Annotated in this window: 19 protein-coding genes; 7 read left to right on the top strand and 12 right to left on the bottom strand. The window is 60.5% G+C overall.

Going from position 1 to position 17,728, the window contains the following annotated elements; translation table 11 throughout:
- Positions 1-141 precede the first annotated feature (141 nt).
- The 4 genes from ACYASU_RS15550 to ACYASU_RS15535 all read right to left on the bottom strand — a co-directional run bounded on the left by ACYASU_RS15550 (position 142) and on the right by ACYASU_RS15535 (position 2,250).
- Positions 142-960: a M48 family metallopeptidase gene (locus ACYASU_RS15550; RefSeq protein WP_463583311.1), complete on the bottom strand. Its 819-nt coding sequence runs from the start codon at positions 958-960 to the stop codon at positions 142-144.
- Between the two features lie 151 nt (positions 961-1,111).
- Entirely contained in the window at positions 1,112-1,756 is a 645-nt protein-coding gene (locus ACYASU_RS15545; RefSeq protein ID WP_192174924.1) for an SOS response-associated peptidase, read from the bottom strand.
- A gap of 51 nt (positions 1,757-1,807) precedes the next feature.
- A complete protein-coding gene (locus tag ACYASU_RS15540; protein ID WP_463583310.1) occupies positions 1,808-2,068 on the bottom strand; it encodes a putative signal transducing protein in 261 nt (86 codons plus the stop codon).
- Positions 2,068-2,250 carry a CPXCG motif-containing cysteine-rich protein gene (locus ACYASU_RS15535; RefSeq protein WP_463583309.1) on the bottom strand — a complete coding sequence of 61 codons (183 nt, stop codon included), beginning with the start codon at positions 2,248-2,250 and terminating at the stop codon, positions 2,068-2,070. The genes ACYASU_RS15540 and ACYASU_RS15535 overlap by 1 nt, the downstream gene beginning before the upstream one ends.
- Positions 2,251-2,464: 214 nt before the next feature.
- Between ACYASU_RS15535 and ACYASU_RS15530 the strand changes: the two genes are divergently transcribed.
- Positions 2,465-3,628 (top strand): 1-acyl-sn-glycerol-3-phosphate acyltransferase, encoded by a 1,164-nt coding sequence (locus ACYASU_RS15530; RefSeq protein ID WP_463583308.1) that lies wholly within the window; start codon positions 2,465-2,467, stop codon positions 3,626-3,628.
- A gap of 170 nt (positions 3,629-3,798) precedes the next feature.
- The gene (locus tag ACYASU_RS15525; RefSeq protein WP_463583307.1) at positions 3,799-6,897 is read left to right on the top strand and encodes an autotransporter domain-containing protein; all 3,099 of its coding nucleotides are present in this window, start codon (positions 3,799-3,801) and stop codon (positions 6,895-6,897) included.
- Between the two features lie 4 nt (positions 6,898-6,901).
- On the opposite strand, the gene ACYASU_RS15520 is transcribed toward ACYASU_RS15525, so the two are convergent.
- Positions 6,902-7,171 carry a hypothetical protein gene (locus ACYASU_RS15520; RefSeq protein WP_172609708.1) on the bottom strand — a complete coding sequence of 90 codons (270 nt, stop codon included), beginning with the start codon at positions 7,169-7,171 and terminating at the stop codon, positions 6,902-6,904.
- 140 nt (positions 7,172-7,311) lie between these two features.
- Between ACYASU_RS15520 and ACYASU_RS15515 the strand changes: the two genes are divergently transcribed.
- Complete coding sequence (locus ACYASU_RS15515) at positions 7,312-7,515, top strand: hypothetical protein (RefSeq protein WP_065991803.1); 204 nt, start codon at positions 7,312-7,314, stop codon at positions 7,513-7,515.
- Between the two features lie 97 nt (positions 7,516-7,612).
- Here ACYASU_RS15515 and ACYASU_RS15510 read toward each other — a convergent pair whose 3' ends face one another.
- A complete protein-coding gene (locus ACYASU_RS15510; protein WP_192174929.1) occupies positions 7,613-8,194 on the bottom strand; it encodes a YajG family lipoprotein in 582 nt (193 codons plus the stop codon).
- Between the two features lie 221 nt (positions 8,195-8,415).
- Here ACYASU_RS15510 and ACYASU_RS15505 point away from each other — a divergent pair, with 221 nt between their 5' ends.
- Together ACYASU_RS15505 and mqo are read left to right on the top strand one after the other, a co-directional pair.
- On the top strand, positions 8,416-8,649 hold the full coding sequence (locus ACYASU_RS15505; RefSeq protein WP_346626974.1) for a hypothetical protein: 234 nt from the start codon (positions 8,416-8,418) through the stop codon (positions 8,647-8,649).
- A gap of 732 nt (positions 8,650-9,381) precedes the next feature.
- Positions 9,382-10,887, top strand: coding sequence for a malate dehydrogenase (quinone) (mqo, locus tag ACYASU_RS15500; RefSeq protein ID WP_192174931.1), 1,506 nt, complete (start codon positions 9,382-9,384; stop codon positions 10,885-10,887).
- A 117-nt stretch (positions 10,888-11,004) separates the two neighbouring features.
- Here the strand turns inward: mqo and ACYASU_RS15495 are convergent, their stop codons facing one another.
- The 4 genes from ACYASU_RS15495 to ACYASU_RS15480 all read right to left on the bottom strand — a co-directional run bounded on the left by ACYASU_RS15495 (position 11,005) and on the right by ACYASU_RS15480 (position 13,199).
- Positions 11,005-11,466 carry a hypothetical protein gene (locus ACYASU_RS15495; protein ID WP_463583306.1) on the bottom strand — a complete coding sequence of 154 codons (462 nt, stop codon included), beginning with the start codon at positions 11,464-11,466 and terminating at the stop codon, positions 11,005-11,007.
- Positions 11,467-11,691: 225 nt separating this feature from the next.
- Positions 11,692-11,979 carry a PA4642 family protein gene (locus ACYASU_RS15490; RefSeq protein ID WP_282369487.1) on the bottom strand — a complete coding sequence of 96 codons (288 nt, stop codon included), beginning with the start codon at positions 11,977-11,979 and terminating at the stop codon, positions 11,692-11,694.
- A gap of 67 nt (positions 11,980-12,046) precedes the next feature.
- Positions 12,047-12,532, bottom strand: coding sequence for a hypothetical protein (locus tag ACYASU_RS15485; protein ID WP_463583305.1), 486 nt, complete (start codon positions 12,530-12,532; stop codon positions 12,047-12,049).
- A gap of 109 nt (positions 12,533-12,641) precedes the next feature.
- Entirely contained in the window at positions 12,642-13,199 is a 558-nt protein-coding gene (locus tag ACYASU_RS15480) for a hypoxanthine-guanine phosphoribosyltransferase (RefSeq protein ID WP_463583304.1), read from the bottom strand.
- 197 nt (positions 13,200-13,396) lie between these two features.
- On the opposite strand from ACYASU_RS15480, the gene upp reads away from it, so the two are divergent.
- Both upp and ACYASU_RS15470 read left to right on the top strand, forming a co-directional pair.
- Positions 13,397-14,035, top strand: a complete 639-nt coding sequence (upp, locus tag ACYASU_RS15475; RefSeq protein ID WP_133771905.1) for a uracil phosphoribosyltransferase — start codon at positions 13,397-13,399, stop codon at positions 14,033-14,035.
- Positions 14,035-15,315, top strand: coding sequence for a uracil-xanthine permease family protein (locus ACYASU_RS15470; RefSeq protein ID WP_463583303.1), 1,281 nt, complete (start codon positions 14,035-14,037; stop codon positions 15,313-15,315). Before upp ends, ACYASU_RS15470 begins: the two co-directional genes overlap by 1 nt.
- Positions 15,316-15,531: 216 nt before the next feature.
- On the opposite strand, the gene hemH is transcribed toward ACYASU_RS15470, so the two are convergent.
- On the bottom strand, positions 15,532-16,560 hold the full coding sequence (gene hemH / locus ACYASU_RS15465; RefSeq protein WP_346631454.1) for a ferrochelatase: 1,029 nt from the start codon (positions 16,558-16,560) through the stop codon (positions 15,532-15,534).
- 14 nt (positions 16,561-16,574) lie between these two features.
- Positions 16,575-17,477 carry a TIGR01777 family oxidoreductase gene (locus tag ACYASU_RS15460; RefSeq protein ID WP_463583302.1) on the bottom strand — a complete coding sequence of 301 codons (903 nt, stop codon included), beginning with the start codon at positions 17,475-17,477 and terminating at the stop codon, positions 16,575-16,577.
- Between the last annotated feature and the right edge of the window lie 251 nt (positions 17,478-17,728).

Below are 17,728 nucleotides of genomic sequence, written 5' to 3'. Positions count from 1 at the left end.
CGCAGACACCAGCCCCCTGTAGGAGTGAGCTCGCTCACGAAGACGGCATTCCAGTCGCTGAAGATGCAGCGGATGTCCCGACCTCTTCGCGAGCAAGCTCGCTTCCACATGACCGTGTCTGCTACCGGGATCAGGCGTTGATCAGCCCTTCGGCGCCTGCTGATACAACGGCATCACTTTCGGAATCGCCGCCTGCAGCGAGGCGATCCGGTTGGACGAAGCCGGGTGGGTGCTCATGAACTCCGGCTGCGAAGAGCCGCCTTGGGCTTCCATCTTCCGCCACAGCGTGATCGCGGCATTCGGGTTGTAACCGGCGCGAGCAGCCAGCTCGAGGCCCAGCAAGTCCGCTTCGTTTTCATTGGCGCGGCTGTTCGGCAGCGTCAGGCTGTAATCGACCACGGTGTCGGCCAGCGCCAGACTGTCCTGCCCCAACCCCAACAATGCACCGGCGCCCTGCTTCGCCATCTGCACACCGTAGGCCTTGGACATGGCTTCACGGCCGTGTTCGCGCAAGGCGTGCGCAATTTCGTGGCCCATGACCGCCGCCAGTTCGTCATCGCTAAGCTTGAGCGTATCGATCAGGCCGCTGTACACGATGATCTTGCCGCCGGGACCGCAGTTGGCGTTCAGCTCATCGCTTTTGATCAGGTTTACATCCCACTGCCACTGCGCCGCGTCGGGCCGCAATTTCGGTGCCTGGGCAATCAGACGCTTGGCGATGGCCTGGACGCGCTTGCCCTCGGCGCTGCTGTTGTCGAGCACGCCTTTGGACGTGGCTTCGCTGACCGTCTGCTGATAGGACTGGGCGTACATCTTGTTGACTTCGTCCGTCGACAGCATGCTGAACATGTATTGCTTGCGCTCGACACCCACCGAATCGCCGGTGGTGGTATTGACCGCCTGACACCCGGCCACCAGCAACGCTGCCGTTACGCCACAAAGAGCAAAAATCCTGCGCATTTCGTATCTCCATTGAAACAATCGCGCCATCCTAGGCAATACGCGGGCCGAGCACCAGATGCCAGCCGTCTGCCATGTGAAAAGGCGCAGGAAAACGCGGCTGTGTAACAGGAAAGAAATACGGGATCGCGATTCACACCGTGAGACAGCACTACAACGGCGTCAGGCATTCCGGCGCGTTGAGCTTCGGATCGTTCACCAGATTGGCCAAAGGCCGTTCGCGCAGTTGCATCTGCGGGGCGGCGAGCATGGCCTGCAAAGTGATCAGCGGGCAGTCCGGATCAAGCCAGGCGCGCTGCCCTTCTTCGTCGAGAATCAACGGTCGACGCTGGCTCATGGCTGACTGCGTGACCACAGCAACGCTCAGGTAGGTGTGGCCTTCAACGGGATAGGCCTCCCAGATCGCCGCGAAATACAGCGTCGATCCTTCGGCCGGCGTGAGCCAGAACGGCCGCTTGCGCACGCTGCCACGCCACTCATAAAAGCCGTTGGCCGGCAGCAGGCAACGTCGCTCACGAAACGCCTGTTTGAACATCGGCTGCTCCGCTACGGTTTCAGCGCGAGCATGGGCCGGCGTGCGCGACATGTCGGTAAGCCAGGGCGGCGTCAGCCCCCAACGTGCCCGCGCCACTTCGCGTCCGCGCTCGGCGCCCTCCTCGACCTCGCCCGGCGCTGCCCGGACCATCAAGACAGAAGCGGCAGGAGAAATATTCCACTGCGCTTGCTGGTCGCTCGGAAATCCGGGCAGGGCCGCAAAGGCAGGCGACCAACGAAACAGCGCATAACGTCCACACATGGGTTCAGCACAACTCTTTTTGAAAGCGAATGAGGCGCGCGCGAACCGGATTCAGCACAGCAACACATCGGGATAGCTGTCCGGCTCGTCACCGGGCAGCGGAAAGGCGGCATTGTACTCGGTGATCAACAGACGCGCCCGCCCGGCCTGGTCATCCTCGACCGTCAGGCCCAACAACCCGAACGCCGGCAAATCCCCAACGGCGCCCAGTAAATGACGCCCGGTGATGTGGGACTCGATGCCTTCGCTGGCGAGCATGGCCTGCAGCAGCTCACCTTCCATCAGGTGTTCGGGCTCATAAATCTTGCGCATCACTCGTTCTCGCTGCGGACGTCCAGCGTCCACTCTTCCCCATCGGTTTGCAGGCTGAAATTGATCGGCCGGCAGCAGACGGGGCAATCTTCAATGTAGGTCTGATCGCCGCCGGACAGATCCAGCATCGCCTCCACCGGTTCGCCACAATAAGGGCAGTCGTAATCCTGTATTTCCTGCATCGCAGTCTCCGGGCCCAGTTTTGCGTATAATCGCCGACTTGTTTGCGGGTCGAGCTTTATTCCTCAGCATCCGGGCATCAGCCTGAGTCGACACCTTGAGCGAAGCCGCCTTGTTGTGCGGCCGCCGCCCAGGCATCAAGCCTGTGGTGTCGTGACTCGCTGCTGCACCGGACTCGACCTCCTTTACCTTAGCCGTTTCCGACAAGAGAGCATGATGGGCGAATTCGATGCCATCCGACCGTACGACGACACCGAAGTAAAAGCCGTACTTGATCGGCTGCTGGGTGACAAGGCGTTCCTCGCGATCCTCACGCATTTCCGATTTCCGCGTCTGGCCGGCTCCCTCGGCTGGATTCTGCAACCGGCCATCGCGCGCAAGTTGCGTCGCCAGTTCGCCGGCATCGACACCGTCGCGGCCCTGCAGGACAAGGTCGAGCATTACGTCGATCACACCATCGAACGCGCCACCGACGGTGTGACCTACACCGGCGTCGAGCAGTTCAAGTCAGGGGTTGCGTACCTGTTTCTGGCTAACCACCGCGACATTGTGATGGACCCTGCTTTCGTCAATTACGCGGTCTACCACGCGGGGCTGCCAACGCCGCGCATCGCCATTGGCGACAACCTGCTGCAAAAGCCTTTCGTCAGCGACCTGATGCGCCTGAACAAGAGCTTCATCGTGCACCGCTCGATCACCGGGCGTCGCGAGAAGATGGCGGCTTACCAGTTGCTGTCGGCGTACATCAATCATTCGATCCGCAATGACTGCCAGTCGATCTGGATCGCCCAGGCTGAAGGCCGCGCCAAAGACGGCGACGACCGCACCGAGTCGGCCATCCTCAAGATGTTCCACATGAGCCGTAAAGACGAGCCGTTTGGCGAAGTCATTCAGTCGTTGAACCTGACGCCGGTGTCGATCAGCTACGAATACGACCCGTGCGATCACGCCAAGGCGCGGGAGCTGTACATCCGCGCCACCACCGGCAGTTACACCAAAGTGCCGGGCGAGGACGACGTCAGCATCGCGCTGGGGATCACTGGCTACAAAGGCCGCGTGCACGTGAACTTTGCCCCGCCGATCACCGAGCTGTTCGAGGACACCAAACTGCTGGCCATCGAAATGGACCGGCAGATTCTCGGCGGCTATCGGCTGTTCCCGGTGCACTACCTCGCGTACGCGCAATGGGCCAACGCCGAGCCGGCGCTCCAAGTGCCGAACGCGGCTCAAGTGTTCCCGGCAGACGAACTGGAACGCGCTCAAGAGGAATGGCAGCGCCGACTCAATGGCTGCCCTGCCGAGCACCGTCCGTTTCTGATTCAGCAATACGCCATGCCGGTGCGCAATCAGTACCGGGTGAAGGCCGGGTTGCCGCTTTAATGTCCCCTTCCCTTTCACGAAAAACGGCGCCATAAGGGCGCCGTTTTTCGTTGTGCGCCTACGTTGATTTGGCGAGATCCACCTTCACAAATGTGTCACCGCTGACACACTCAAGCGTAAGACACGGTTGCTAGGGTCGTCGGCTATCCAAATGAGTGAAGGCGTACGCTATGCGATCCAGCAAACCGGTTGCCCATGTAATGGTGTCTTCCCTGGTACTTTCAGTGCTCGCCGTATCGGTCCAGGCCGCGAGCAGGGCGGGAGACGACACCATCAACGGTGTCGACCTGCTTTCCGGATTCAATACCTTATGGACGACCGGCGCGACCTGGGACACGGGCACCCCCACAGCTCTGGGTCAGAGTCTGCTACGGCGCAACCTGCAAATCGTGGTCGACCGCGCCAACACTCGGACCCTCGCCCAGGAAACCGCCGCCTACTTCGATGATCGCCGTGACCAGAGCTACAGCGCCATCAGCGGCCTCGGCTCGTTGAGCGCTGCCTACAAGGCAGGTGCCGGCGCCTTCACGACCATCACGCAGTTCGACGACAGCAACAAAACCGTCAAATACGACGATAAAGGCAATGGCGCAGGCAGTTCGTCTTCGGCGCTGGGCAAAGTCGTCGATCTGGTCGGCGCTGTACGCAACGACGCCTCGACAACGCCCGCCAAATCCCACTACTTGTATCCGCGCCCATGGCGGCAAAGTCTGGACGGTCAGAGCCTGGCCTTCGTGGTGGCGCCCTCCCTGCGCCCGGCAGAAAGCACCACGCCGGCCAGCGACTCGGGTTTCCCCAGCGGCCATACCAACGCCGCGTACCTGTCTTCATACGCACTGGCTTATGCCATTCCCGAGCGTTTCAGCGAGTTGATGCTGCGCGCCTCGGAAATTGGCGACAACCGCATTGAAGCCGGCATGCACTCACCGTTCGACGTGATAGGTGGACGCATCACCGCAACGTACTTCGCCATCGACAACCTCTCCAACCCGGCCAATGCCCAACTGCGCACCGATGCTCGCGCACAGGCACTGAGTTATTTCACGACGCAATGCGGCGGCGACGTCAACAACTGCATGGCGAGCATTGACCCGGCCACCGATCGCACGTCTCAACACGCTCAGGACAAGGCGCTGTTCACCTCGCGCATGACCTACGGCTTCGATCCGGTGGGCCCGACCAACCTGGCCGCCGTGGTGCCAACCAACGCCGAAGTGTTGCTGGAAACCCGCTTCCCTTACCTGGACGCCAGTCAGCGCCGCGAGATTCTGGCGACCACCGAAATCTCCTCAGGCTATGCGGTGATCGATCAGTCAGGTGGCTATGGCCGCCTGAACCTGTACGCTGCGGGCGATGGTTATGCGGCATTCAATTCCAACGTCACGGTCAACATGGACGCCAGCCTCGGCGGCTATAACGCCATCGACGCCTGGCGCAACGACATCAGCGGCAACGGCGGGCTGATCAAAAACGGCAGCGGCAATCTGATGCTGACCGGCAATAACACTTACTCGGGCGGCACCGTGATCAACGGTGGCGTGCTGACCGGCCATGCCAAGGCGTTCGGCAGCGGGACGATCACCGACAACGCGACGCTGGTCGTCGATCAGTCGACCAACGACACCCTCGCCAACACCCTGACGGGCAACGGTGCGTTGATCAAACGTGGCGTCGGCTCGCTTAACCTGACGGGCAACAACAGCCTGTCCGGTGCAACGACGGTGCAAGCGGGTCGGCTGGCGGTCAACGGTGACCTGGGCAACTCCATCGTCAGCGTGCAGCAAGGCGCAACGCTGGGTGGCAATGGCACCGTCGGGGGCATCAATGTCGCTCGGGGCGGCGTGGTTGCACCGGGTAATTCGGTCGGGCAACTGAACGTCAACGGTGATGTAAACCTTGCTCAGGGCTCGGTCTACCAGGTCGAATCGGACGCCAATGGCAATGCCGACCGCATCGTCGCCAGCGGCCGTGCAACCCTCAATAACAGCACGCTGTCGCTGGTTGAAGGCGGTAACTGGCTGGCCGCGAGCCGTTACTCGATTCTCTCGGCAGCCGGTGGCCTCAACGGCGCGTTTGCCAATGTGCAAACCAACTTCGCCTTCCTCACCCCGACGCTGAACTACACGGCAACCGATGTCGGACTGACCCTGGACCGTAACGCACAAACCTTCGCCAGCCTGGCGACGACCCGCAATGCCCGAGCCGTCGCCCAAGGGTTGGACAGCGCGGGCGCTGGCAACGCGCTTTGGCGTGAAGTGGTGCAGGACGATACGTCGACCGCCCAGGCCACGTTCAAGGCACTGTCCAATGAGCTGCATGCGTCGACGCAGTCCGCGCTGATCGAGGACAGCCGTCTGGTGCGCAACGCCGTGAACGATCGCTTGCAGCAAGCGCAGTCGGCACCGGCACTTCGCGGCACGACGCAAACCCTCGTCGGTGACGACTCCCGTGGCGTGGTATGGACTCAGGCCATCGGTGCGACCGGCAAAACCGACAGCACCCGTGACGTGTCGGGCCTCGACACGCACACCAGCGGTTTGCTGTTCGGCGCTGACGTGCCGCTCGACGAGACGTGGCGCGTGGGCGCGATGGCCGGTTTCAGCAACAGCAGCTTCGACCTGCGCCATGCCTCCGGCTCCACTGACAGCGACAACTACCATCTGGGCGTCTATGCCGGCGCCAAGTGGGGCGAGTTGGGCCTGCGCCTCGGCGCGGTACGCACCTGGCACGAGCTGACGGCCAAGCGCACGCTGGACTTGCCCGGGGCTTCCGAGCACTTCAAGGAAGATTACAACGCGGCGACCAATCAGGTATTTGGCGAACTGGGTTACGCCATCGAGCTGGGCAATGCGCAACTTGAGCCCTTCGCCAACCTCGCCCATGTGCGACTGGACACGGACTCCTTCGATGAAAACAGCAACGCGATCAGGCTGGAGAACAAGTCTCAAGACAACAACATCACCTTCAGCACCCTCGGCCTGCGTGCGGCTACTCGCTTGAATGCGGGCAGCGTCGCGATCAAGCCCAACGCGACACTGGGCTGGCGTCGTGCCTACGGCGACGTGACGCCAGAGAGCCGTGCGGCCTTCAGCGGCGGCGACACCTTCGAACTCTCCGGCGCACCGATTGCCCGCAGCGCAGCAGTGCTTGGTGCGGGGGTCGATCTGGGCTTGAGCGACACGCTGAGCGTCGGGCTGAGTTACAACGGACAAGTGAGCAGCGATGCGTCGGATCAGACCCTGAACGCCAGGGTGACGCTGGCCTTTTAAGCGATCACAGCTTGGTGCTCACCCACGACAACAACAGCGCGAACGCGAGGCACGCCGTGCCGAACCGATAGCTCAGGCGGATCATGCGCAAGGTGGGCACATCCATCAGGTGCATGGGTTCGTCGATCGGGGCTTGTTCGGTGAGATGGTGCAGATGGGCCATCTCCCGCTGCTCGCGAGTGCGGGTGGTGTGCAGCAGCCAGATGCCGGGGCCGGCGGCGAGCAATGCGCAGAGGTTGATGGCGAGACCGGGGGCGTGATGGATAAGCGACATGGTGCCTCGATGACGCCGGATTAATGGGCGCCGCAGACTCTGTTTGGATCTGCCGCTCACACTAGTCGCTGTCACCTTAACGTCACCTGAACCGGGCACTGTGTGGGACCTCAAATCGACCCACCGCCACGGAGAGCGTCATGTTGCACGCCCACAACCAGGACCGCCTTTACCTCATCGCCCCCAGCGACGAACAGGAAGCATTGATCGACGCACTGGCATTCAACGTCCAGGACAGGCACTGGCTGGTGTACTGCGCGCTCGGCGGCCATGCGCACAACGATCTGCCGGAAGTGGATCTGCAAACCGGTTTCAGTTTTCTGGATTTCTATCAGGCAGCTTGAAACCCTGCGCTGTATGTCCCAGGCGACACTGAATAAACAAAAGCCCCGGGTTCTCGCGAAACCGGGGCTTTTTGTTTATGAGAATCAGGCGTTGAGCTTATTGGCCGAGGGTGCGGCCAATCGTCTGATCCTGGAACAGGCGGGTCAGTGCGTCACTGAGTACGTCGCTGATCAACTTAGTGTTCGTCTCTTCGTTTGGCGCCATGCCGAAGCGTTGATCCAGCGAGGCCGCGTAGCGACCGCTGTAGTTACGGCCGGCGTTCTGAACGTCAGCGCGGAACGTAGAGCTGATGTTGGCTTCGGTGACGTACAGGCCCTCTTTCGGCGATTGGTACTTCAGGTCTGCCAGGGTGACGGTCAGCTGCGGACCATTACCATTCTGCACGGGCGTGAAACCCAGCAACCGCACGCCGGCTTCAGCCTGGGCCTGCAGCTGCGGCAGCAACTGCTGACCGTTGACGGTGATGGAACTGGTTTCCGGGTACAGGCCACCACGGGTGCCCAGTTGCTGCGACTGACGACCGTCAACCACGCGCACGACCACTTGCTGGCCGTGGCCGACCGGCGCCAGTTGAGCGTTCAGCTTGGGTTCCGGGGTAAGGGATTGCGGGCTGTGGGCACAGCCCGCCAGGGTCAGACTGCCAGCGGCAAGCAAACCGAACAGAACGCGACGCAACATGCTCATTTCTCCATGGGCCAAGGCACAAAATGTGCCGCAGTATAGCGACCTCCCAAGGCCGCTCACTAGGGTAAAGATACGACAAAGTGCCATCTCACCGGTTCCGGGCAGACGACGGTGTCCACACGATCAAAATCAACACAATTGCGCAATCGCAACGTCACAGCGGTGTCATGCCTGCCGGCCATACTTTTTTCAACTCTCCAGCAAGGAGTCCTGCCATGGACTTTCTTTGGTCGTTGTTCTCGTTGCGCCGCCGTCATCGTCACTATGCCCGTCTGGACCAGCACGGCATTTGCCTGGCGTTCAAGCACTGCGCGGAAACGCCCTGTGGTCAGGGCTGGGTCGAAGTCCACGAAGCAAACCTGTGCTGGCTGCAGCGCCCACTCCCCTCCAGCGCCCGCGTGACTTCTCGGTCACGTGCGATTACCGCCCGGCATATGCTCAGCATCTGACCAAAAGACGAATAAAAGTCATTTTTCCTGGATCATTTCTGCCCGTTTCATCGCTATAATCTTCCCCCGATTATAAGGACGTCTCCTGATCGGGCCTCGCAGCATCGTCGATAGCCATTATCGACTCCTTCGTAACGCCCACAGAGAGCCTTCCACACAGACATGTGCAGCCCGATGTGGCCGCAGCGCAGACGCCGGATCGTCGATTAATCCGAACGTCCTTCGCCAGTTCTTGCCTCACATCGCGTATGAACCTGATCTGCAGAGCTGCCATCGCGCAGCCCTTTTTGAGGTTCGCGTCTCCAAAAGAGCGTGAAAAAAACGGGTTTTCACAACTTCACAAGAGTGTGGCAAGCAAATGAATAGTTTCGCGTTTGTAAATGCACCGTTAGCGTCTGACCCAGCCCCCTTGCAAAGGACCGACCGCACCGCAGTCTCCGTCAAAAGAGCCTGAAGCCTGTCCGCTACGGATTTGGTTGCACAACCGGACGCCTTGACGATAGTCGAATGGCTGTACGGGCCGAAAAATGCGTTCATGCTTGCCTTATAAAGCATCAACCAGGCTCGTTCGGTGGCGTCCGCTGAAGATGCAAAAAATTGCGAAGAATCGGACATGGCGATCCCGGCCAGGTTGAACGAGGCACTGCGCGAACACCGCGCCGCCCGAACCTGGCGACTGACCACGGGAACGCATGCCGTCAATTTGGTGCTGCAGATTTTGGAGACGCGTTAATGGCGCATAACGAAGCAGTCGACGTAGTGCTGGTCGGGGCAGGCATCATGAGTGCCACCCTCGCCGTACTGCTCAAAGAGCTGGACCCGAGCCTCAAGGTTGAAGTCGTCGAGCTGATGGATTCCGGTGCTGCAGAGAGCTCCAACCCCTGGAACAACGCAGGTACCGGCCACGCCGGGCTGTGCGAGCTGAACTACACGCCGGAAGCGGCCGACGGCTCGATCGACACCAAGAAAGCGATTCACATCAACACCCAGTTCGAAGTCTCCAAACAGTTCTGGGCCTACCTGGCTCGCAAAGGCACGTTCGGCTCCTCGCGCTCGTTCATCACGCCGGTTCCGCACCTGAGTTTCGTTCAGGGCGAAAAAGGCATGGCGTACCTGAAAAAACGCTACGAAGCACTGCGTCCGCACCACGCCTTTTCCTCGATGGAATACACCGAAGACAAAAGCAAGCTGGCAGAGTGGATGCCGCTGATGATGCCCGGCCGTCCAGCCGATGAGCCTATCGCGGCGACGCGGGTCATGCACGGCACCGACGTCAACTTCGGCAACCTGACCAACATGCTGCTCAAGCACTTGGCCAGCGCGCCCGATGCGCAGGTCAAATACTGCAAACGCGTCACCGACCTGAGCCGCCAGGGTGACGGCTGGACCGTCACCATCAAGGACGTGAACAGCGGCGAGACTCGCAACATCGACGCCAAATTCGTGTTCCTGGGCGCAGGCGGCGCGGCGTTGCCATTGCTGCAGATGTCCGGCATTGAGGAAGGCAAGGGTTTCGGCGGCTTCCCGGTGAGCGGCCAGTGGCTGCGTTGCGATAACCCTGAAGTGGTGAAGCATCACCAGGCCAAGGTGTACAGCCAGGCGGCAGTGGGGTCGCCACCAATGTCGGTGCCACACCTGGATACCCGCGTTGTCGACGGCAAGAAGTCCCTGCTGTTCGGACCTTACGCCGGCTTTACCACCAAGTTCCTCAAGCACGGTTCGCTGCTGGACCTGCCGCTGTCGATCCGCGCAGCCAACATCGCGCCGATGCTGGCAGTGGCCCGCGACAACATGGACCTGACCAAGTACCTGATCAGTGAAGTGCGGCAGTCGATGGAGCAGCGGCTCGATGCACTGCGCCGCTTCTACCCGGAAGCCAAAGCCGAAGACTGGCGCCTGGAAGTGGCCGGTCAACGGGTACAGATCATCAAGAAAGACCCGAAAAAAGGCGGCGTTTTGCAGTTCGGTACCGAGCTGGTGTCGGCGAAGGACGGCTCCCTTGCCGCACTGCTGGGCGCCTCGCCGGGCGCTTCAGTGACCGTGTCGATCATGCTGGACCTGATCGAGCGTTGCTTCCCGGACAAGGCACGCACCGAGTGGGCCACCAAGCTGAACGAGATCTTCCCGGCTCGCGAAAAGGCACTGGAAACCGATGCGCAGCTTTATCAGCGTGTCAGTGCTCAGAGCGATGCCAGCCTGGATCTGGTGCAGAACAGCGAAGCAGCCACTTTCGCCTGATCGTTGGGTTGCTTCAAAAAGCTGTAAAAGAAAACCCCGCCAAACCAGGCGGGGTTTTCTGTTTTTGCACTCAATGGCAGCCGCTTTAACCGGAAGATCCGGGCTGCAGCTTCAACGCTACTTCATCACAAATCTGACGGAGTACGCCTGCATCGAGTTCGTCCCTTTGGTCACCGATGCGATGCATTCCGCCGGTACTGTTCCGAGCGACCTGCCCGTTGCCGACTTCTCCGGTGCCGGCGTGATCGAGACCCAACTGAACGTCACTGAATGCGCTGCCTTGAACTCGCAGACTTTGCCCTCCCCGCTCACGCGGAAACTCGCAGAATCATTGCGCGGATTCTTCAGCGGGATGGACACAGATGCGGTGGGTGCGTCAGCCGAAAAGCCGTAACCGGTGTAATCGGCATTGGCCGGGGCCCAACTAGCCGACACAAGAGCAAGGTCGATGCCTGTTTGATTCCACATCTCCATGTTGAGCTGGATTTTATTGGGGTAAGCCGCCTGAGCGGATGCTGCCGCGACCATCATTGCGATGGCGGCGATTGTGCGCGTGAAGCAAGTCTTTACGTTGTTCATGTCATGAATTCCTTTTCGCTTGATGATGCGAGCGTCCTGCTCGCGTTCCTGTGAGCGTTGTCACAGGGCTGAGTATGAATCAGCGTGCCGCTTTCGATAGTCGCAAACGCCGAAGGAGGCGGTAGGAAGGGTCTTTCGGTTCTGTAGTGAGAGCGCGAAAGCAGGACCTGATTACCGGGGGGAAGCATCAGGCGCCGAGGGACGGCGCCCGGGAAGCGGGTCGAATCAGCCTTTGGCCCTGTCGATCAGTTCGATGTATTCCTCGGCGTTGCGTTGATCCTTGATCAGCGCCACGAAGTCATTGCCGTGTTCGTCTTTGCCGTCGAGGTCGTAACCGGCTTCCTTGAAGAACGTCAGAAACCGCCCGAAGTCGTCGATGCGAAGGCCGCGGTAGGCCTTGATCAGCTTGTGCAGCGACGGCGACGTGGCGTCGACCGGCTCGAAATCCAGGAACAGCTTGATCTGGGCGTCGCCGATTTCATCGCCAATCACCTGCTTCTTATCTTTACGCATTGCTGACTCCAACTGACTTGCGGGACATTTCACGGGCGGGCAGTTTACCCCCCGCCCGGTCGCCGGCTCAACGCGCGCGTACGCTGCCGGTGTGCAGGTCGGCCCAGACGTGACCGTTGGCATAGCTCAGGAATTGGCAGTAGACCTTTTCGTTACGCAGCAAGTCCACGAGCACGCGGTATTGCGTCGCCGGGTAATAGAGCGTCAGCGTGCGCGACGGCTCGTCGTACGTCGGTTTTTTCAGGCTTTTGCTTTCGCCGTCGAAGTGGATCAGCACGTCGGCAATGGTCGCTCCCTTGTTCATGGGCTTGCCTTTCAGGCGCAGAATCAGCGGCGAGGTGACCGGGATCGGTTGCTGATTGGACTGACGCTGGCTGCCGACCACCACCGAATACTCAGTGATCTGCAGCAATTGCTGCTGCTCGGGTTCGCCCTCGCGCACGGACAACTCGTCCGGCGGCAGGTACTGCGCGTGCATGGGTTCGGCAAGTGCGGGGAGTGGCAGCGTGAACAGCAACATCCACGCAGCGGTGGTTCGAAACGATAACGGCATGGGCGCCTCCCGAAAAAGTGGGAGGCACTCTAGCATGGGCTATGCCCGGATCAGGCAGATCCTGTGGGAGCGGCCGGGTGGTGCTCCCACAATAAAGCGGTGCTTGCTGTTACATCCCCTTCACGGCATAGATCCCGGCCGCGTTGCGCCAGTAGCCTTTGTAGTCCATGCCGTACCCGAAGATGTAGCGGTCAATGCAAGGCAGACCGACGAAGTCTGCTTTCAGGTCAGGGCGCGCCTTGCGGTCGTGGTCCTTGTCGATCAGCACAGCGGTATGAACAGCGCTTGCACCGGCATGTTTGCAGAAGTCGATGATCGCCCCGAGGGTGTGACCTTCGTCGAGGATGTCGTCGATGATCAGCACATCGCGGTCGATAAACGAAACTTCAGGTTTGGCTTTCCAGAACAGGTCGCCACCGCTGGTTTCATTCCGATAGCGGGTAGCGTGCAGGTAGGACGCTTCCAGCGGGAAATTCAGATGAGTGAGCAGCTTGCCGGCGAAGATCAGGCCGCCGTTCATGACGCAAAATACCACCGGGTTACGGTCGGCCAGCACGCTATTGATTTGCTCGCCGACGCGGGCGATGGAGGCTTCGACTTCGGCCTCGCTGTAAAGGCAGTCAGCCTCGCGCATGACTTGACGGATATGCTCGAGATCAGCGGACATGACGCTCTCCAAGGGGGCTGTGTAAGGAAAAGCGGGCAAAGGTACGCATCCGCCGACATCAGGGCAAGTGTTTCTGGACTAACGTTGCACTGCCGTTCCAGAAATCTCGACACGCGAACCTAACCGTCAGGACAAGTTACAGCTGAATAGATTAATCTAAGCCGTTTTTTTTGCCCGCCCGCTGGAGCCTTTCCCCTATGCCCATTCGTGAGATCCGCCATCCGCTGATCCGCCACAAGCTCGGCCTGATGCGCCGTGCCGATATCAGCACCAAGAATTTTCGTGAACTGGCTCAGGAAGTCGGCGCGCTGCTGACGTATGAAGCGACCAAGGATCTGCCGCTGGAAACCTACGAGATTCAGGGTTGGGCCGGCACGGTTCAGGTCGAGAAGATCGCCGGCAAGAAGATCACCGTGGTGCCGATCCTGCGGGCCGGCATCGGCATGCTTGAAGGCGTACTCAGCCTGATCCCGGGCGCCAAGGTCAGTGCCGTGGGCGTCGCGCGCAATGAAGAAACCCTCGAAGCCCACACGTACCTGGAAAAACTCGCCCCCGAGATTGACCAGCGTCTGGCGCTGATCATCGACCCGATGCTCGCCACCGGCGCCTCCATGGTTGCCACCATCGACCTGCTGAAAAAAGCCGGCTGCCGCGACATCCGCGCGATGGTGCTGGTTGCCGCGCCGGAAGGCATCGCTACCGTCGAGAAGGCCCACCCGGACGTCAACATCTACACCGCGTCCATCGATCAGCAACTGAACGAACATGGTTACATCATTCCGGGCCTGGGCGATGCCGGCGACAAGATTTTCGGCACCAAGCAGAAGGACGCCTGATGAAGCCGGATGAGTTCAACGATCCACTCTGGCGCACCATCTTGTCGGGCGCGCAGATGCTGTTCGTGGCATTCGGCGCGCTGGTATTGATGCCGCTGATCACTGGCCTCGATCCCAATGTCGCGCTGTTCACGGCAGGCCTGGGCACCCTGTGCTTCCAGGTGGTGACAGGCCGTCAGGTGCCGGTCTTCCTCGCGTCGAGCTTTGCTTTCATTACCCCGATCATCCTCGCCAAGGGCCAGTTCGGCCTGGCGGCGACCATGGGCGGGGTCATGGCAGCAGGCTTCGTCTACACCTTCCTCGGCCTGACCGTGAAGATCAAAGGCACCGGTTTCATCGACCGCCTGCTGCCGCCGGTGGTCATTGGGCCGGTGATCATTTCCATTGGTCTGGCGATGGCACCCATTGCCGCCAACATGGCAATGGGGCGGACGGGTGACGGCGCCGCAGAGCTGATCCCGTACAACACCGCCATCATCATTTCGATGGCGGCGCTGCTGACGACGTTGATCGTTGCGGTGTTCGGCAAAGGCATCTTCCGTCTGGTGCCGATCATCTCGGGCGTGCTGGTGGGTTTTGCGCTGTCGTTCTATTTCGGCGTGGTCGATGTGGCGAAAATTGCTGCCGCGCCATGGCTGGCCTTGCCGCACTTCACGGCACCGGAATTCAACTGGCAGGCGATCCTGTTCATCGTACCGGTGGCACTGGCTCCGGCCATCGAGCACATCGGCGGCGTGATTGCGGTCGGCAGCGTGACGGGCCGTGATTACCTGAAGAAGCCCGGCCTGCACCGCACCTTGCTGGGTGACGGCATCGCGACGACCGTGGCTGGCGCTTTCGGTGGCCCGCCCAACACCACCTACGCCGAAGTGACCGGCGCAGTGATGCTGACCAAAAACTACAACCCGAAGATCATGACCTGGGCGGCAATCTTCGCCATTACCCTGGCGTTCATTGGCAAGTTCGGCGCGTTGCTGCAGAGCATTCCGGTGCCGGTCATGGGCGGGATTCTGTGCCTGCTGTTCGGCTCGATCGCGGCGGTGGGCATGAACACGCTGATCCGCCACAAGGTTGATCTGGCCGAAGCGCGCAATCTGGTGATCGTGTCCGTCACGCTGGTGTTCGGCATTGGCGGCGTGCTGATCGGCACCGGCAACGGCCCTGATGATTTCGGCATGAAAGGCATCGCGCTGTGCGCCGTGACCGCCATCGTGCTGAACCTGATCCTGCCGGGCAATGACGCGTGGAAGAACAAGCACCTGGATGATCAGTTGCCGTAGTTCGCAAGCGTTATGAGAGAGGGGGCATCACACACGTGATGCCCCCCTTTTTTGGGATTCTGTAGGAGTAGCTTAGATTTGCGGCGTACACCGAAACTGTGGGAGTGAGCTTGCTCACGAAGGAGGCGCATCGGGTTCATCAATGCCGACTGAACGGACGCATTCGCGAGCAGCTCGCTCCCACATTGGATTTGCCTGACAGCAAAGATCGCGTTATTACACGACCATCGCCGGTGCCTTTTCGCACAGCGTGTTCAGCGCCTTCGCCCAGTTCGGGTCGTCGTTCAGACACGGAATCAGCACCAGCTCCTCGCCCCCGGCTTCCCTGAACACTTCAGCCCCGCGATCACCAATTTCTTCCAGCGTTTCGATGCAGTCCGCGACAAACGCCGGGCACATGACCAGCAGTCGCTTCACGCCTTGAGCAGCAAGCTCCTCCAGATGCGGTTCGGTGTAGGGTTCGATCCATTTGGCGCGGCCCAGGCGCGACTGAAACGACACTGACCACTTGCCATCGGCAATCCCCATCAGCTTGGCGAACTCTGCCGCTGAGCGCATGCACTGGGCGCGGTAGCAGACCGCCAGGACCTCAGGCGACGCCGTCTCACAGCAGTTGCCGCTCTTGAAACAGTGATTGCCGGTCGGGTCGAGCTTGGTGAGATGCCGCTCGGGCAGACCGTGAAAACTCAGCAGCAGGTGATCGTAATCCTGCTGCAGATGCGGCCGCACGCTCGCCACCAGGGCGTCGAGGTATTCCTGCTGATTGAAGAACGGCGTCAGCAGCGAGAAGTCAAAATTCAGCTTTTTCTCACGCACTACGCGCTTGGCTTCTTCAATCACCGTGGTCACGGTACTGTCCGCAAACTGCGGATACAGCGGCGCCAACGTGACCTTTTTGATGCCCTGGGCTGCCAGGCGCGTGAGCACGGTCTCGATCGACGGCTCGCCGTAACGCATCGCCAGTTCGACCGGGCCGTGTTTCCATTCCTTGACCATGGCCTGCTGAAGTCGCTTGCTCAGCACCACCAGCGGCGAACCCTCGTCCCACCAAATCGAGGCATAGGCGTGGGCCGACTGCTCCGGGCGCTTGATCAGAATCAGCGACACGATCAGGCGACGCACTGGCCACGGCACGTCAATAACGTAAGGGTCCATCAGGAACTGATTGAGGTAGCGGCGCACGTCAGCGACCGACGTGGACGCCGGTGAGCCCAGATTAACCAGCAATAAAGCGTGATCGGTCATGCAACACCTTGATGTCAGTGGCGGCCCAAAAGGTTTTCCAGGGCCGCGCGCAGATCAGTGAATCGGAAAGTTAAACCCGCCTCTTGCAGGCGGTCTGGCCGGGCGCGTTGACCGCCCAGCAACAGGATCGATAGCTCGCCCAGCAACACTCGAAGCGCAACGGCCGGCATCGGCATGAAGGATGGTCGGTGCAGCACGGACGCGAGGGTCTTGGCGAAATCCCGGTTGCGGGCCGGTGATGGCGCGCAGGCATTATAAGGACCTCGGGCATCGTCCCGGTTCATCAGAAAATCAATCAGGGCGATTTGATCTTCTATATGAACCCACGGCATCCATTGGCGTCCGTTGCCGATCGGCCCGCCCATGCCCATCTTGAACGGCGGCACCAGGCGCTGCAGCATGCCGCCTTCGTCGGCCAACACCAGTCCGGTGCGCACCAGCACCACGCGAATGCCCAGGGTCTCGGCACGTTGTGCGGTCTCCTCCCAGGCAATGCACAGACGGCTGGCGAAATCTTCACTGACCGGTTGCGCATTTTCGTCGAGCTCGCGCTCACCGCCGTCGCCATACCAGCCTACCGCCGAGCCGGATATCAACACGTCGGGTTTCTGCTCGCGGCGCTCAAGCCACGTGACCAATTGCTCAGTCAGGGTGATGCGGCTGTCCCACAGCAGTATTTTGCGTTTGCGGGTCCACGGACGGTCGGCGATGGGTGCGCCGGCCAGATTGATCACCGCGTCGACGTGCTGGCTGCCTATGTCGTCGAAGTGAGCTATCCCGCGAACGTTGGCGCCGCAAAGCCGCGCAACGTCATCGGGTTTGCGACTCAAGACCGTCAGCTGATGGCCCTGCGCGAGCCAGTGTTTACACAAACGACGCCCTATCAAGCCTGTACCGCCGGTCAGCAAGATGTGCATGACTGAGTTCCTTACGTGGCGTTCATCGCAATTGCGGAGTCTATTTCTTCACAAGCCATGAGCTCGTGCGCGGAGTGATCACTCAACTTTAGGTCAGGTTAGAGCGATCCACTTCACTGCTGTTCTATAGGACAGCCCGATCGTGCAGTTGAACGATTGAAGCAAAGCGTCAGACTTGTCAGCGAGCCCTTGGAAAGGTCCGCGTCCTGCGTGTGCAGGGCGACAACTTATACCGAAAAACGGCATTGTAC

This window comes from Pseudomonas sp. HP_12, from assembly GCF_055283955.1.
Note: the sequence above shows the minus strand (reverse complement) of the source record. Positions and strands in the feature narration are given on the sequence as shown.

Bases quoted from the DNA above. Each gene is read 5' to 3' on its own strand.
- ACYASU_RS15550 (WP_463583311.1), bottom strand. From the start codon at position 960: ATGCGCAGGATTTTTGCTCTTTGTGGCGTAACGGCAGCGTTGCTGGTG.
- ACYASU_RS15545 (WP_192174924.1), bottom strand. From the start codon at position 1,756: ATGTGTGGACGTTATGCGCTGTTTCGTTGGTCGCCTGCCTTTGCGGCC.
- ACYASU_RS15540 (WP_463583310.1), bottom strand. From the start codon at position 2,068: ATGCGCAAGATTTATGAGCCCGAACACCTGATGGAAGGTGAGCTGCTG.
- ACYASU_RS15535 (WP_463583309.1), bottom strand. From the start codon at position 2,250: ATGCAGGAAATACAGGATTACGACTGCCCTTATTGTGGCGAACCGGTG.
- ACYASU_RS15530 (WP_463583308.1), top strand. From the start codon at position 2,465: ATGGGCGAATTCGATGCCATCCGACCGTACGACGACACCGAAGTAAAA.
- ACYASU_RS15525 (WP_463583307.1), top strand. From the start codon at position 3,799: ATGCGATCCAGCAAACCGGTTGCCCATGTAATGGTGTCTTCCCTGGTA.
- ACYASU_RS15520 (WP_172609708.1), bottom strand. From the start codon at position 7,171: ATGTCGCTTATCCATCACGCCCCCGGTCTCGCCATCAACCTCTGCGCA.
- ACYASU_RS15515 (WP_065991803.1), top strand. From the start codon at position 7,312: ATGTTGCACGCCCACAACCAGGACCGCCTTTACCTCATCGCCCCCAGC.
- ACYASU_RS15510 (WP_192174929.1), bottom strand. From the start codon at position 8,194: ATGTTGCGTCGCGTTCTGTTCGGTTTGCTTGCCGCTGGCAGTCTGACC.
- ACYASU_RS15505 (WP_346626974.1), top strand. From the start codon at position 8,416: ATGGACTTTCTTTGGTCGTTGTTCTCGTTGCGCCGCCGTCATCGTCAC.
- mqo (WP_192174931.1), top strand. From the start codon at position 9,382: ATGGCGCATAACGAAGCAGTCGACGTAGTGCTGGTCGGGGCAGGCATC.
- ACYASU_RS15495 (WP_463583306.1), bottom strand. From the start codon at position 11,466: ATGAACAACGTAAAGACTTGCTTCACGCGCACAATCGCCGCCATCGCA.
- ACYASU_RS15490 (WP_282369487.1), bottom strand. From the start codon at position 11,979: ATGCGTAAAGATAAGAAGCAGGTGATTGGCGATGAAATCGGCGACGCC.
- ACYASU_RS15485 (WP_463583305.1), bottom strand. From the start codon at position 12,532: ATGCCGTTATCGTTTCGAACCACCGCTGCGTGGATGTTGCTGTTCACG.
- ACYASU_RS15480 (WP_463583304.1), bottom strand. From the start codon at position 13,199: ATGTCCGCTGATCTCGAGCATATCCGTCAAGTCATGCGCGAGGCTGAC.
- upp (WP_133771905.1), top strand. From the start codon at position 13,397: ATGCCCATTCGTGAGATCCGCCATCCGCTGATCCGCCACAAGCTCGGC.
- ACYASU_RS15470 (WP_463583303.1), top strand. From the start codon at position 14,035: ATGAAGCCGGATGAGTTCAACGATCCACTCTGGCGCACCATCTTGTCG.
- hemH (WP_346631454.1), bottom strand. From the start codon at position 16,560: ATGACCGATCACGCTTTATTGCTGGTTAATCTGGGCTCACCGGCGTCC.
- ACYASU_RS15460 (WP_463583302.1), bottom strand. From the start codon at position 17,477: ATGCACATCTTGCTGACCGGCGGTACAGGCTTGATAGGGCGTCGTTTG.